The sequence below is a fragment of the Streptomyces sp. NPDC101181 genome (assembly GCF_044767975.1).
GTDB lineage: Bacteria > Actinomycetota > Actinomycetes > Streptomycetales > Streptomycetaceae > Streptomyces.
On sequence record NZ_JBIWOX010000008.1, the window covers coordinates 18,196 to 32,437 of the forward strand.

Here is a 14,242-nt window from a genome sequence, read left to right on the forward strand (position 1 = left end):
GGGGCGGCCCGGTCCCGGGCGCGGGCCGTCCCTTCCCGTTTCGTCAGAGGGAGGTCAGCAGTTCGCCGTCGATGACGGTGACCGCGCTGCCGGTCAGCAGGGTGCGCTCGCCGCGCAGAGAGGTGCGGACCGAACCCGAACGGGCGGAGGCCTGGTGGCCGGTGAGGTCGTCGCGGCCGAGGCGGGCCGACCAGAAGGGGGCCAGCGCGGTGTGGGCGCTGCCGGTGACGGGGTCCTCGTCGATGCCGACGCCCGGGAAGAAGCAGCGTGAGACGTAGTCGTATCCGCCGGCCGGGTCCTCGGCGGCGGCCGTGGCGATGATGCCGCGGCGGGAGTGGGTGACGAGGGCGGCGAGATCCGGGGCGAGCGCGCGGACGGCGGCCTCGTCGCGGAGTTCGACGAGCAGGTCGCCGATGTGCGGTCCGGTGTCGTGGACCGAGACGGCGTCGGCCCCCAGCGCGTCGGCGAGCCCGTGCGGAGCGGGTGTCTCGTGGAGCGGGGCGGTGGGGAAGTCGAGGGTGAGGGAGCCGTCCGGGTGGGCGGTGGCGGTGAGGAGACCGCAGCGCGCCGTGAAGCGTACGGTGCCGGTCGCCCGCCCGGTGGAGTGCAGGACATGGGCGGTGGCGAGCGTCGCGTGGCCGCACATGTCGACCTCGGTGACGGGGGTGAACCAGCGCAGCGCCCAGTCGGCGGCGCCGCCCGGCGGCAGCGGGTGGGCGAAGGCGGTCTCGGAGAGGTTGACCTCGGCGGCGACCTCCTGGAGGCGCGCCGCCTGCGGGAAGCTGTCGGTCTCCAGCAGCAGGACGCCCGCCGGATTGCCGGAGAAGGGGCGGTCGGTGAACGCGTCGACGATACGAATCCTCATGGGCCGACCGTAGGGCGCCCGCACGGCGACGGACCAAGGCCAATCGGCGGTGTCTGGCCTGGGCGCGCCGCGCCGGGCGGCGGCGCGACCACGGGAAGGCGTTCGTCTCTCACAGCTTTCGGGCCTCCTGTCGGTTCCTGGAACCGGTCCCCGGTCCCCTTCGGTGACCCGGCCTGGGACCATGTCAGCCGCCGACCGGCCAAGGCCACCGAGGGGGAACCTGCCGAGGCAGTCGCGGCACTGATGACCCGCGCCCACGCCGGTCCCGGCCGGCAGACCCCGAAGAAGGGCCGCAAGTCCAAGCAGGCCAAGGACGCCCGTCGTGTTGTTGCCCGCACCAAGGCCACGGCACCGCCGACGGAAGCGGCACCATCCCCTGTGGAGCCGAAGAACGAGCCGTCACCGGAGGTACCGGAGGAGGACGAGGAAGCGCTGGCCGAAGTGATTTCCGCTGGGGCTCTTCGACCCGCTTGAAGTTCCCTGCAGACGACCGTGAGCACGCCGCCGGGCGACGATCTCGGCCGCTGCCTGACGACCTCGCCCGGCTGGCGCGGGTTCGTCGCAATGGCGACCGGCGAGGCGATGGTCAGGCTGACGCAGGCCGAATAGGACGTCGACAAGACGGCCCGCCCAAACGAATAGTTGACGGGACGGTCAGCGGCCAGCGGTGCCGTCCCTTCTCGTCAACAATCCTGGGTGGGCTGCTCACCGACTGCCGTCGGAACCCGTGCCTAAGTGCTGTCACCGCACATGGACGAAACCAGTGTTCGGAGGTATTCGCGGCGCACGGCCGATCCGGCCTCGGAAGGTACCCCGGCCGCGGTGCGGCCGGGGCAGTCCTTAGCGGGCGACGGAAACCTGCTGGGTGGCGGTGACTCCGTTGACGGTCACCGTCAGGGCACCCGTGCCGGTTCGCAGAGCGGTCAAGATGCCCGTCTCCGGGTCGTAGGCGGCGATGTCCCGTCGGTCAGCCTGTCGCGCTGGGCCTACGTGGACCGTCTTCGAGCCGGACCAGTCGGCACTGACCGGATAGCCGACGGGCACCTTGATACCTCGTTGCGTCACTGCCGCCGCGACGTCGGTCCGGTCGCCGCGGCGCAGTTCGCCGATCGGGTCGAGGGCGAGCTCGTCGACGTGGGCGCGGAAGTCCACCTGCAGCCAGGGCTTGTCGGCCCGCCGCTCAGGGGCGGCCCGGTGTCGGACGTCCTCCGGGGCCCGGGGGGCGTCGCCGTCGATACCGACCAGCGACCAACCGGTGAACCCACCGTTGGACGTGTCCGTGGAGGGGTTCTTGCCACTGTTGCCATTGACGATGTACGGGACACCGTCCACGCTGGCTGCGGAGAACTGGCCGACGTGGGCACCGATGAAGGCGGCACCCTTGCCTGTCTTCAGGCGGAAGTCGGAAAGCCAGTCCTCGACCAGTTTCGCCTCCACACGGTTGGTCATCTGGCTGTTGGCCAGCGGTGAGGGGTCCCTGGTGGGGTGGTGCCACATCGCGACGACGCCGTTGATACCGCGATCGCGGGCGGCTCGGTCCAGCGCGCCGCGCAACATCTTCCACTGGTCGAAGCCGCCGCCGCTCAGGGTGCCCAGCGAGGAGTCCATCATGACGAACCGGGTGCCGTTGTGGTCGAAGGTGCGGTACGTCTCACCGAACTCGGCGCGGAAGTTCTTCTGGTCGCCGGGACCGTAGATCTCGTGGTTGCCCGGGTTGTAGTACCAGGGCACCTTGTCGCCGATCTCTTCCTCGAGGACGCGCCGGGCCAGCACCATGTCCTCCGGGTAACCGGTGTCCACCCAGTCGCCGTTGATCACGATGAACTCCGGCTTGGCAGCGAGCGCCTCACGCAGCGTGCGGCGGGCAGCCTCCACCAGCGGGCCGTCGGGGTTCTGCGCGGTGAACTGCGCGTCCGAGACGACGGCGAAGCGCCAGCGGTCCCGGTCCTGGGCGACGGAGCCGTCCTGGACGACGACCGGGTCCTCGACACCCGGAGCGGCGGGGACGTCGACCGGGGGTGCCACGCGGACCGTGATGTCGTCGACGAGCACCGAACCGGTGTACTGCCGGCTCGCCGCGGTCTCGATCACGGTGAACCTCGAGAAACTCACCGGGAACGCGACGGTCTGCGGGATCGCCACCTCGACGTAGCGCCAACCCGTGAAGTTCAGGTAGGGGCCGTAGACGGCCTGCGACTTGCCCTCCCCGTCGATGATGGTGAACGCGGTCCACTCGTTCTGGTTCGCCCCGTACACCCACGCGCCGAGCGCGAGCGGCTGGCCGGGAAGCTGAATCGGCGCAGGAGCGGTGCCGTAGGCGGTGCGTGTGGCCGTGGACTGGGTGAAGTCGTACGACAGCTTCATCGCCGTACCGCCGTCGCGGCCGGGAGCAGCCTCGACCTTGCCGGTGCTCCGGGCTCCGCCGAATGGCCACTGGGCGGCGTCGTCCATCTCGCCGACCACGACGTCGTCGAGACCCACGCTGACCGGAAGGTGGGTGACCTTGCCCTGCACGGTCATCTTCACGACCGTGCCGACATCGTTCGCCAACGGCTTCAGCGCGAAGGTGCCCGACTCGGTGCGGGTGATCTCCAGCAACGAGCGGTCGTAGTCGAGGTCGACGTCAGCCGGCTCGATCGGAGCCTCGAAGCCCGTCTTGTCGTAGCCGAGGACTCCGAAGGTGTCACGGTCCTTCGTGTCTTCCAGTGTGAGCTTGTCGGTGTCCGCTTCGACACGATCGAGCGTGTCGAGCACGCTCACCGTCAGAGTGCCCTCAGCCCGGTGCTTGCTGGCGACGACGGTCGTATCGCCCGCCCGCCGAGCCGTGAATGTGCCGTCGCGGTCGACCTTACCGATCGAGCCCTTCTTGGTGTACCACGAGGGCTTGCCGGCATTGACGTGGGCGTACGTCTCGTCGTGGCCGAGGGCGTCGAGTTCCCGGGTCAGTCCCGGGAAGACGCGCTTCAGCTTCTCGTTCTCCTCGTCGGCCTCCGGGACGACGCGCATGCCGGTCAGCCGGCCGCTGCCCTCCTCGGCGAAGAGGGCGAGGCCGTTGGGCACGGGACGCTCAGAGCCGTCGGACGGGTCGTTCTCCACGTCCACGCCCTCCTCGCCGGCCTCCCGGGCGACAAGCGTGGAGGACCCTCCGCCGTCCAGGTTCAGGGCGTCGTCGGCGCCCAGCTCCTTCATGAAGGCACCGAGTTCGGCGTAGGTCATGCCGCGGCTCTGGGCGCTGCGGCCGTCGATCGTGACCATGAACATGGTCTCGCCGTCGGCGGAGAAGCCGACCGAGGTGCGCGGGTGGACCGCCTGGTCCGACTGCTGCTGGACGACGCCGTCGCGGAGCAGCACGGTGTTGCCGCCGACGGCGACGGACATCTCACCGCCCTCGGACCGTGGGCCGTATTCCAGGGAGACCGCGTCACCCACCGAGAGCGGGGCGAGCTTCTCGGCACCCGCACCCTTGGCGAGCAGAACGAAGCCGTCCTTGGGCGCTCTTCCCGAGCCGGCCTCCGTGGAGGTCGCGGTGACTTCGCCGTCGACCACGGTGACCTCACGGACGGCACCGCTTCCCGCCGCCCCGGACCGGGGATAGTCGCCCCACAGGGCTGTGTAGGCCCCGACGCCATCGGCCGGCAGCTGATGCTGGTTCAGGCCGTCGAGGGTGGCGCTGCGACCACCGGGCATGGTGACGACGCCCTCGAGGAACATCCTCGTCATCCGGCCGAGGCCCTTGGTGTCCACGCCCACCGCGTGGTTCCAGCCCGAGACCGGGCCCTTGACCATGCCCTTGTCCTTGGACACGCCGACGCCGAGCGGCGCGTTGGAGTTGTTGATGTCGAAGAAGTCACCGTTGACGGCCGCGACAGCGCCGTCCGCCTCGGCTTGCTTCGACAGCGGCTGGCCCTTGGCCACGTCACCGGGGAACAGATAGTCGGCGGAAAGCCCTTCCCCTTCGAGGTCTGCCTTGAGCACGTCACCACGCATGAAGCCGGCCGCGTCGAGCCATCGGAAGGACCTGAGGTCCAGCCCGGGCGCGACCGGGCGCAGGGTGTCGTCCAGCATGATGCGTTCGTCGCCCGCGTCTCCGAGCACCAGGCTCGGCTCGGCAACGTCGGAGGACGCCGCGGGGGTCTGACCCCTCGCTGCATCACCGCGCCCGAGGACCGGTGCGGAGATGCTGTGTTGCGGCTGCAGTAGGAGTCTGCTGTCGTCGGAATCGGCCGCTGAGGCCGCTGACGGAGAGATGGCCCCGGTCACGAGAGCTGCCATGCAGGCGGCCGTTCCGAGGCGTAGAGTCGATGCTCGCACATACGAACAATCGGCTACGTCTTCTCCCTGAGGACGTCCGGAGCCTGACGAACTCCCCAACTAATCGACTCACTCGTTCTTTGTCTGTTCGTCAACCAGCCTCCGTCACCGCCGAAGCCGGCTCGCTCTCCGGACACGGGTACGCCGTCCTGCCGGGGAGTGTCTGCCGACGACTGCCGCTCTTGCTGGTAGACATCCCGGAGAAGAAGGACCACGCCGCCGGCCGGAAGAAGAAGCATCCGGGGGCGGACACCCCATGACCCACCACGCCGAGCTCTACAAGGACCGCAACACCGTCGACGGTCTGATCAACAAGCTCAAGGCATGGCAGAGCATCACCCGCCGGGACTGGATGACGGAGGACCACGGACTTCCCCTGCCATCAGGAACATGCGCGTTCCGCGGAAGCCCGGTGGCGCGAAAACCACTCGCAGACCCATATCGACGCTGGTGCAGCCGCCGATGCCGCACATGGGCATCCCACGGCCACGACCCAGCCACCTTCTTCCACCCGCTGATCTGCGAACAATGCCAGGAGCCGTTCGGACGCCGCACGGACGGCAGGGACCGGCGTTGGTGCTCTCCCGCACGTGCTACCGGCTGTCCCGAGGGCGGTCTGAGGCATCGAAGGCTCGTGGGTCGTCACAACGATCACAGGCTGCCTGACCGGCCCTGTCAGTCGCTCAACCTTCGCTGAGACAAGTCGTCAGGTCGTCAATCCTCACTGAGGCAGGTCAGCTCGCTCTCACTCGGACGGTCTTGCCATGCGATAGTTTCCGATATATCGTTGACGCATCGCGACAGATCAGCGATAGAAACGGATCGACGAAAGAAGGAGTGCGGTCATGCGTTCACATGGAGAGGGATACGGACACGCGTACGGGCCGGGGCATCACGGGCCCGGTCACCACGGTCGGGGCGAGAGGGACGGGCGCCGTCCCGCGTTCGGGCCGTTCGGGCCGCCGTTCGGCGGTGGTCCCTTCGGGGGCGGGCGCGGTCGGGGCGGCGGACGGGGGAGGGCGCGGCGCGGAGACGTGCGGGCGTCGATCCTGGCGCTGCTCAAGGACCGGCCGATGCACGGTTACGAGATGATTCAGGAGATCGGCGAGCGCAGCGGCGGGGCCTGGCGGCCCAGCCCCGGCTCCGTCTACCCGACGCTCCAGCTGCTGGAGGACGAGGGGCTGATCATCAGCGCCAGCGAGGGCGGCAAGAAGCTGTTCACGCTCACCGAAGCGGGGCGCGAGGAGGCCGGATCCGGCCCCGAGGCTCCGTGGGATGAGGCCGGGCGCGGGGTCGACTGGGAAGGCGTCAACGAGATCCGGCAGGCCGGGTTCGGTCTGATGGAGGCGTTCGGGCAGGTCTGGAAGACCGGCTCGGCCGATCAGCGGCAGAAGGCGCTGACGGTCATCAACGACGCCCGTAAGAAGCTGTACCTCATCCTCGCCGACGAGCACTGAGCCGTGCCCGGCCAGGGGAGTGCGCGTGGCCCCGCGGAACATCCTCCGTGGGGCCGCGCGCGTGTGCGGTGGGTGCTCAGGGTGCTGTCAGGTCACCGAGTCTGCGCAGTGACTCCCGGAGCGCCGCCGTCGCCGAATCCCTGAGCTTGGCGCCCATCATCGACACCGCCGCCCCGGTGAATTCGCCCTCGATGCGCGCCGTCGTCGCGGCCCCGTCCGGCGTCAGGGAGTAGCGCATGGCCAGGTCGACGCCCATCGGGCCCTTTCCGCGCGTCGCCAGCAGGCGGCCCGGCTCCAGTGCGTCGACCGTCCAGGACACCTCGGCGGGGAACCCCATGAGCTTCATGTTCTCCTCGTAGCGGGCCCCTCGCTTCAGCTCGGCCGGCCCGCCCTTCGGGAAACGGGTGTGGGTGGCGTTCCACGCGCCCCACGACGAGAAGTCCGTCAGGCGGTCCCAGACCTTCCCGGCGGGCGCTTCGATGCGTGTCTCGGCGCTGACCTCTGCCATGCGACCACCCCTGGCTCGTCCGGTTACGGTGTCGCGGAACGTAGCGGCGGCTGCCGCGACATTCAATACTGATGAGCCATCAGATTTGCTGGGGCTGGCGGTTCTGCCAGATCACCGCGGCATCGAAGCGGTCCGACGCCCGGGGGTACGGGCCCTCGTCGTGGCAGTGGAACGCGGCCCAGAACAGATCGGCGGGCAGGGCGTCCTCCGGCGCGTACACGCGATAGACGTATTGCAGTCCGTCCTCGGCGAGCAGAGCGACCAACCAGAACACCCGTTCCTCCTCTCCGGTCCCGTAGTGCTGTCCTCGTACTGCCGTTCCCCTCACGTGTTCCCGCAGGGTCGCCCCGTAGTGCCGTCCCGTCGTCGGCCTCGCCTGAGGGACGTGTCCGCGGGGGTCGGCGGTTGCTGTGGGGGCGCGCGGCGCAAGGCGGCGCGCGCCCCCACAGCGGGATGGTTGTGCGCCGTGGGGTTATCTCATCCGCAAGGATGACGGGTCGCTCCGATGTGCCCAACTGGGGTGGGAGGGGTGAATGGCCCGCTCCGGGGATGTTCCCCCGGCCCCGGACTGATGGGGTGGAGAGGTGCAAAACCGGACGCCGCGCAAGCCTGAACAGCCCATACCGAACCAGACCGCATTCGACGCCCGTCTCACCGTCGAACTGGCATCGGTGGTCGCCGTCGCGCGCAGGCGTGCGCTGCGCGACGGGGGCCGCCAGATCGACACCGCCCACCTCCTGCACTCGCTGATCGAGGCGGATCCCGAGGTCCGCGAGGCGTTCGACGGGGGCCCGCGGCTGGCCAAGGTGCTCGGCTATCTCGTCCAGCGCAGCATCGGCTACGGGCTCCGCTGGCAGGGCGCCGTCGAGGACTCCGGAGCCGTTCCGCTGGTACGGGGCGCGGCCGCCGACGGCTGGTCGCCCGCGGCGCTCGCCGCGATGGAGGACGCGCTGAGCCGGGCCGGGCTGCGCGGCGCGCCGCGCGCCACCGGCCTGGACCTGCTCGCCGCCCTGACCGTGGACGCCGAGTGCCGGGCGGTCGAGGTGCTGGCCGGGGCTGGTGTGGACGCCGCGTGGCTGGCGGAGCGCGCGGTGCGGCGTACGGCCGAGGCGCCCCGGGCGGTGTGAGCGGCCGCCCGTGCGGGCCGGGTGAGGCGATGCCGTCTCGACAGGTGTCACCGGGGTGACGGTCCTGTCGACTGCTGTCATGATGTGCCGATGCGCGCATCCTCGGGGTTTCAGGGCAGGGGAGCCGGCCTGGGGCTCGCCCTGACGTCGGCCTTCGCCTTCGGCGGTTCGGGAGTGGCGGCCAAGCCGCTGATCGAAGCGGGGCTCGCCCCGCTCCACGTGGTGTGGCTGCGGGTCGCCGGAGCCGCCCTCATCATGCTGCCTCTCGCCTGGCGCCACCGGAATCTCGTACGGGAACGCCCGGCCCTGCTGGCCGGGTTCGGCCTGTTCGCGGTGGCCGGGGTCCAGGCCTTCTACTTCGCGTCGATCTCCCGCATCCCGGTCGGTGTGGCGCTGCTCGTGGAGTACCTGGCGCCCGCCTTGGTCCTCGGCTGGGTCCGCTTCGTCCAGCGCAGGCCGGTCACCCGGGCCGCCGCGCTGGGGGTGGTCCTGGCGGTCGGCGGCCTCGCCTGTGTCGTCGAGGTGTGGGCCGGGCTGAGCTTCGACCTCGTCGGCCTGCTCCTCGCCCTGGGCGCTGCCTGCTGCCAGGTGGGCTACTTCGTGCTCTCGGACCACGGCGGGCGGGAGGAGACCCCGGAGAGCGGGCGGGACGGCGACGGCGGGCGTGCCGAACCTCCCCACCCCGTCGGCGTCATCGCCTACGGACTGATCGTCGGCACCGTGGTCCTCACCGTCGTCGCGCGCCCCTGGGGCATGGACTGGTCGGTGCTCGGCGGCAGCGCCCGGATGGACGGCGACGCGGTGCCCGCCTGGGTGCTGATCGGCTGGATCGTGCTGGTTGCCACCGTGTTCGCGTACGGCACCGGCGTGGTCTCCGTCCGGCTGCTCTCGCCCCAGGTGGCCGGGGTGGTCGCCTGTCTGGAAGCGGTCATCGCGACCGGGCTCGCCTGGGTGCTGCTCGGCGAGCACCTGTCCGCGCCGCAGCTCATCGGCGGATTCGTAGTGCTGGCCGGTGCGTTCATCGCCCAGTCGTCCGCCCCGAAGCCCGCGTCGGGCGCCGTCGCCGCGGGGGCCGGGGCGGGACCGGTGACCGGCGCCGTGGTGCGGGAACCGGCGGAAGGGGAGCCGGTACCGGGGGAGCCCGTGGAGGAGGAGCCGCCGGGCGGGCGGGGTCAGAGCTTCGTCAGGTAGTCCGGTATCCCGACGGCCGGGTCCAGGTCGTCGGCCGGGACCGGTGCCGCGTACCCCCGGGTGAGCGGCACGATGCCGGTCCAGTGGGGGAGGGCGACGTCCTCGGGCTCGTCGCTGGGGCCGCCGGTGCGCACCTTCGCGGACACCTCGTCGAGGTCCAGCCGGATCACGGCCGTGGCCGCCAGCTCCTTGGCGTCGGCGGGCCGCGAGTCCCGGGAGCGGCCCGGCACGGCCTGGTCCACGATCGCGTCCAGGGCGAGCCGCCGCTCCTCGGGGTCGGTCACCGTCACGGCCGTGCCGTGGACCACCACCGAGCGGTAGTTGACCGAGTGGTGGAACGCGGAGCGGGCCAGCACCAGGGCGTCGACATGGGTGACGGTCAGGCAGACCGGCAGACCCGGATCGGCGGTCTTCGCCGTCCGCAGCGGCCGGGATCCCGTCGAGCCGTGCACGTACAGCCGCTCGCCGATCCGCCCGTAGAGCGTCGGCAGCACGACCGGCGCGCCGTCACGGACGAACCCCAGATGGCAGAGGCAGGCTTCGTCGAGGATGGCGTGCACCAGCTCCCGGTCCCAGGAGGCGCGGTCCTTCGAGCGGGTCGGGACCGTGCGGTCGGTGGGGTGGTAGGAGGCGGCGGTGGTGGGGGCGTCCGTGTGGTCGGACGACGCAGTGTGCTGCATTGCGGAACTCCATTGCACTAGTGCATACTATTGTTTGTGCTAGGAGATTACCGGATCAGTGGGCGGCGTGCAGCCGAGATCGCCGCCAGTGTGGAGCGCGGGGTCGGCTCCGGAGAGCTTTTGCCGGGTCAGACGCTGCCCCCCATGCGGGAGTTGGCGGCCAGCCTCGACGTCAACCCCAACACCGTGGCGGCCGCGTACCGGACGCTGCGTGAGCGCGGGGTGATCGAGACGGCGGGCCGCCGGGGGAGCCGGGTCCGGTCGGCCCCGGCCGGCACCTCGCGCGGTTCGCTGCGCGTCGAGGCACCGCCGGGCGTCCGGGACCTGGGGGAGGGCAACCCTGATCCGGCGCTGCTGCCCGCCCTCGGCCCGGCGCTCGCGTTCGCGGCCGCCGCCGACGCCGATTCCCCCGGGCTGTACGGGCAGGCCCCGGTGGTCCCGGAGTTCGCCGCCCGCGCCCGCGCCGCGCTGGACGCCGACGGAGTCCCCGCCGGGCCGCTCACCGTGACGTCAGGGGCGCTCGACGCGATCGAGCGGGTCCTCGCGGCGCACCTGAGGCCGGGCGACGCGGTGGCGGTGGAGGACCCCGGCTGGGGCGCGGTCCTCGACCTCGTCCCGGCCCTCGGGCTGCGCGCCGTGCCGGTCGGGGTGGACGACTCCGGGCCGCTGGTCGCGGATGTCGAGCGGGTCCTGCGGGCCGGGGCGCGGGCGATCGTCGTCACCGACCGGGCGCAGAACCCGACCGGCGCGTCCCTGGACGCCGGGCGGGCCCGGGAGTTGCGCGCGGTCCTCGGGCGCCACCCGGACGTCCTGGTCGTCGAGGACGACCACGGCCACGCCATCGTCGACCTGCCGCTGCACCCCCTGGGCGGGGTCACGGACCACTGGGCGTTCGTCCGGTCGGCCGCCAAGGCGTACGGCCCGGACCTGCGGGTCGCCGTGCTCACCGGGGACGCCGTCACCCTCGACCGCGTCACCGGGCGGCAGCGGCTGGGCCCCGGCTGGGTCAGCCGGCTGCTGCAACGCGCCGTGCTCCGGCTGTGGACCTCCGAGGCCGTCGACGCCTCTGTCGTCGCCCGGTCCTACGGAGACCGGCGGGAGGCGCTCGTGCGCGCGCTGGCCGAGCGCGGCGTGAGCGCCGGCGGCCGCAGCGGGATGAACGTCTGGGTCCCGGTCGACGACGAGACCGGCGCGGTGACCCGGCTGCTCCACGCGGGCTGGGCCGTGGCCCCCGGCGCCCGCTTCCGGATCGCCACGCCCCCGGCCGTGCGGATCACCGTGTCCCCGCTGACCGCCGCGGACATCGGGCCGCTCGCGGACGCGGTGGCGGCCGCGGCGGGTCCGGCGCGGCCGGTCACCTACGGCTGACCGGCCCCGGCCGCGGGGGTGCCGCGCCCGCGCGGGCGCCTTCGGCCGCGCGGTCCGTCATGGCCGGACCTTCACGGCAGGGTTCCTCCCTCGCCGTCGGGCGAAGGGCCTGCCGGGCCGCGGGCGGCTCTGGGTGAGGGCCGCGCCGAGGAGGACGATCAGCGCCCCCACCGGCGCGTTCCAGCTCAGCCGCTCACCGAGCACGGCGACGCCCGCCGCCGTGGCGATCACCGGGATGAAGTAGGTGACCATCTGGGCCGTCGTCGGCCCGACCTCCTGCACCAGGCCGTACTGGAGGAGGAACGCGAGCCCCGTGCCCAGGGCGCCCAGCGCGAGCACGGAAAGCGTCGGGATCAGCGGGAATGCGGTCGGGGCGGACGTGAACAACGGTGTCACCACGGCCAGTTGCAGCGTGCCGAGGAAAAGCTGACTGCCGGTCAGGCTGAGGGTGGAGGAGCCGTTCCCCGCCAGCGTGCGGCGGACGTAGATCCAGCCCACCGGGTAGCTGAACGAGGCGAGCAGCGCCATGCCCGTCCCCGGCAGGTCCAGGCCCGAGAAACCCTGCCAGGCCCCCAGCACGGTCAGGACGCCGAGGAAGCCGAGGCCGAGCCCCGCGACGCGACGCCGGGTCGGACGGTCCTCGGACAGCGCGACCATCGACAGAACCATGCCCCACAGGGGTGAGGTCGCGTTGCAGATGCCGGCCAGGGAGGAGGGGATCGTCAGCTCGGCGTAGGAGAACAGCGAGAACGGCAGTGCGTTGAGGAAGAACGCCGCGACCGCGAGGTGCCCCCAGGTGCGGGCCGAACGCGGCAGCCGCTCGCGGCGCAGCACCATGGCCGCCGCCAGCACCGCCGTACCGGCGAGCAGCCGGCCGAAGGTCACCTGGAACGGGGCGTACCCCTCGGTCCCCACCTTGATCAGCAGGAAGCTGAACCCCCAGATCAGGGAGAGCGTCGCGAACCGGATCCGCCAGTCGATGGCGGGACGGCGCGCGGGTGGCGCGGACGGCGGCCGTGCGGACGCGGGCGGCGCCGAGAGGATCGCTGGGGACGGGGGCGACGGGGGCGGAGCCGTCGTGGCGACGGTGGCCTTCGGCTCGCAGGGGGCGCTCATGGGTCCACCCTGGCGAAGGCGACATCGTAGAACAAGTGAAAGTTGCTCCAGCTGTCCCCGTAGTATCTCTTACATGTTGAACCTGGAGCGGCTACGGACGCTGGACGCCCTCGCCCGGCATGGATCGGTGAGCCGGGCGGCGGAGGGGCTGCATGTGACCACCTCGGCGGTCTCGCAGCAACTGGCCAAACTGGAGCGCGAGGTGGGTCAGCAGCTACTGGCCAGGAACGGCCGGGGGGTCCGCCTCACCGACGCGGGCAGTCTGCTGGCCGATCACGCCGCGCGCATCCTGTCGCAGGTGGAGCTGGCCCAGTCCGATATCGAGGCCCAGCGGGGCGAGGTCGTCGGCGAGGTCAGGATCTCCGCCTTCCCCACCGCGGCCCGCGGGCTGTTCCCCGCGACGCTCACCACCCTGCGGGCGGACCACCCCGAACTGACCGTCCGTACGCGGGAGCTGGAGCCCGCGCAGAGCGTCCTCGCGGTGCTCCGGGGCGACGTCGACCTGGCCGTCGTCCTCGACTGGAGCAACAAGCGGCTGCCCGTACCGGGGGAGCTGACGCGGGCCGAACTCCTCGACGACGCGACGGACATCGCCGTGCCCGCCGGTCACCGGCTGGCCGACCGGGCGGAGGTGGATCTGGAGGACTTCGCGGACGACGCGTGGGTCTCCTGGCCCGAGGGTGAATTCTGCTACGAGTGGCTGATGTTCACCCTGCGCTCCCGGGGCGTCGAACCGCGCATCGCCCACCTGGCCGGTGAGCACCACACCCAACTCGCCCTGATCGCGGCAGGGGCCGGGGTCTGCGTGGCCCCCCGGCTGGGGCGTGGGCCGGTCCCCGACGGGGTGCGCCTGGTGCCGGTGCGGCAGACCATGCGGCGGCACGTCCACGCGGTGTGGCGCGCCGACGCCGACCGCCGCCCGTCGATCCGCGCCGCGGTGGCGGCGCTGCGGTCTGCGGCGGGCGCCCCCTGACGGGGCGTCGCCCGGCCACGGTTCGCCGCCCGGCCAGCCGGCCGGCCGGGCGGTCTGCCGGTGCGGCACCCCGGCCGGGTGTGTGGGGGGCGCGGCGGCCCGGCCCGGAGTCCCGGGCCGCGCGGCCGGGCGGGTCACCCGAGACCGGCGAGCTTGCGGAAGTCCCAGGAGGTCACCTTCGACGGGGTCAGCCGCAGCCAGGCGTGCCGTCCGTCGTGCGGCATCTCCGTCAGGCCGAAGTACTTCGCGGGGAACAGCCGCTCCGGGACGTCCAGTTCGGGGCAGGGCTCTCCCGTGCGCGGGGCCTCGCCCACGAACTGCGCCCGGCCGGTCAGCTCCACGCCGCGCAACTCCTCGTACCCCTCGCCGTCGTCGACGACCACGGCGAGCCGGGGGTCCTGGCGCAGCTGGGACCAGCGCAGGCTGCGGGTGATGGAGTACAGCCAGAGCGAGGCGCCGTCCCACACGAACCACAGCGCACCGACGTGCGGGGCGCCGTCGGGACCGAGCGTGGCGACCCGGCAGGTGCGCTGCTCGGCGAGGTACGCGTCCCGCTCCCCGGGCGTCATCATGATCCGGCGGCCTCGTCGCTGGGTGTCGCTCATGGTCACTCTTCCCTGGTCGTCAAGCTGCTGACTGGACGTCA

Annotated in this window: 13 protein-coding genes and 1 pseudogene; 7 read left to right on the top strand and 7 right to left on the bottom strand. The window is 71.9% G+C overall.

The window, feature by feature from the left end:
- Window positions 1-43: 43 nt before the first annotated feature.
- Entirely contained in the window at window positions 44-865 is an 822-nt protein-coding gene (locus ACIRRU_RS14075) for a PhzF family phenazine biosynthesis protein (protein WP_403679684.1), read from the bottom strand.
- Between the two features lie 243 nt (window positions 866-1,108).
- Between ACIRRU_RS14075 and ACIRRU_RS14080 the strand changes: the two genes are divergently transcribed.
- Window positions 1,109-1,339, top strand: a complete 231-nt coding sequence (locus ACIRRU_RS14080) for a hypothetical protein (protein ID WP_403679686.1) — start codon at window positions 1,109-1,111, stop codon at window positions 1,337-1,339.
- Between the two features lie 366 nt (window positions 1,340-1,705).
- Here the strand turns inward: ACIRRU_RS14080 and ACIRRU_RS14085 are convergent, their stop codons facing one another.
- Complete coding sequence (locus tag ACIRRU_RS14085) at window positions 1,706-4,930, bottom strand: phosphodiester glycosidase family protein (RefSeq protein WP_403679688.1); 3,225 nt, start codon at window positions 4,928-4,930, stop codon at window positions 1,706-1,708.
- Between the two features lie 440 nt (window positions 4,931-5,370).
- On the opposite strand from ACIRRU_RS14085, the pseudogene ACIRRU_RS14090 reads away from it, so the two are divergent.
- Window positions 5,371-5,522 (top strand): annotated as a pseudogene (locus tag ACIRRU_RS14090) (IS5/IS1182 family transposase); the annotation flags it as partial.
- A 499-nt stretch (window positions 5,523-6,021) separates the two neighbouring features.
- Entirely contained in the window at window positions 6,022-6,633 is a 612-nt protein-coding gene (locus tag ACIRRU_RS14095; RefSeq protein WP_403679691.1) for a PadR family transcriptional regulator, read from the top strand.
- Between the two features lie 76 nt (window positions 6,634-6,709).
- Here the strand turns inward: ACIRRU_RS14095 and ACIRRU_RS14100 are convergent, their stop codons facing one another.
- On the bottom strand, window positions 6,710-7,141 hold the full coding sequence (locus ACIRRU_RS14100; RefSeq protein WP_403679694.1) for an SRPBCC family protein: 432 nt from the start codon (window positions 7,139-7,141) through the stop codon (window positions 6,710-6,712).
- 79 nt (window positions 7,142-7,220) lie between these two features.
- Window positions 7,221-7,415 (bottom strand): hypothetical protein, encoded by a 195-nt coding sequence (locus tag ACIRRU_RS14105; protein ID WP_363202120.1) that lies wholly within the window; start codon window positions 7,413-7,415, stop codon window positions 7,221-7,223.
- 310 nt (window positions 7,416-7,725) lie between these two features.
- On the opposite strand from ACIRRU_RS14105, the gene ACIRRU_RS14110 reads away from it, so the two are divergent.
- Both ACIRRU_RS14110 and ACIRRU_RS14115 read left to right on the top strand, forming a co-directional pair.
- On the top strand, window positions 7,726-8,268 hold the full coding sequence (locus ACIRRU_RS14110; protein WP_403679697.1) for a peptidase: 543 nt from the start codon (window positions 7,726-7,728) through the stop codon (window positions 8,266-8,268).
- A 90-nt stretch (window positions 8,269-8,358) separates the two neighbouring features.
- Window positions 8,359-9,459: an EamA family transporter gene (locus tag ACIRRU_RS14115; RefSeq protein ID WP_403679700.1), complete on the top strand. Its 1,101-nt coding sequence runs from the start codon at window positions 8,359-8,361 to the stop codon at window positions 9,457-9,459.
- Here the strand turns inward: ACIRRU_RS14115 and ACIRRU_RS14120 are convergent.
- On the bottom strand, window positions 9,441-10,139 hold the full coding sequence (locus ACIRRU_RS14120; RefSeq protein ID WP_403679703.1) for a pyridoxamine 5'-phosphate oxidase family protein: 699 nt from the start codon (window positions 10,137-10,139) through the stop codon (window positions 9,441-9,443). The two genes, ACIRRU_RS14115 and ACIRRU_RS14120, sit on opposite strands and share 19 nt — an antisense overlap.
- Before the next feature lie 36 nt (window positions 10,140-10,175).
- Here ACIRRU_RS14120 and ACIRRU_RS14125 point away from each other — a divergent pair, with 36 nt between their 5' ends.
- A complete protein-coding gene (locus ACIRRU_RS14125; protein ID WP_403679706.1) occupies window positions 10,176-11,507 on the top strand; it encodes an aminotransferase class I/II-fold pyridoxal phosphate-dependent enzyme in 1,332 nt (443 codons plus the stop codon).
- 57 nt (window positions 11,508-11,564) lie between these two features.
- Here ACIRRU_RS14125 and ACIRRU_RS14130 read toward each other — a convergent pair whose 3' ends face one another.
- Window positions 11,565-12,623: a DMT family transporter gene (locus tag ACIRRU_RS14130; RefSeq protein ID WP_403679709.1), complete on the bottom strand. Its 1,059-nt coding sequence runs from the start codon at window positions 12,621-12,623 to the stop codon at window positions 11,565-11,567.
- Between the two features lie 73 nt (window positions 12,624-12,696).
- On the opposite strand from ACIRRU_RS14130, the gene ACIRRU_RS14135 reads away from it, so the two are divergent.
- Window positions 12,697-13,596 (top strand): LysR family transcriptional regulator, encoded by a 900-nt coding sequence (locus ACIRRU_RS14135; protein WP_403679712.1) that lies wholly within the window; start codon window positions 12,697-12,699, stop codon window positions 13,594-13,596.
- A 134-nt stretch (window positions 13,597-13,730) separates the two neighbouring features.
- Here ACIRRU_RS14135 and ACIRRU_RS14140 read toward each other — a convergent pair whose 3' ends face one another.
- The gene (locus tag ACIRRU_RS14140) at window positions 13,731-14,201 is read right to left on the bottom strand and encodes a pyridoxamine 5'-phosphate oxidase family protein (RefSeq protein ID WP_403679715.1); all 471 of its coding nucleotides are present in this window, start codon (window positions 14,199-14,201) and stop codon (window positions 13,731-13,733) included.
- Between the last annotated feature and the right edge of the window lie 41 nt (window positions 14,202-14,242).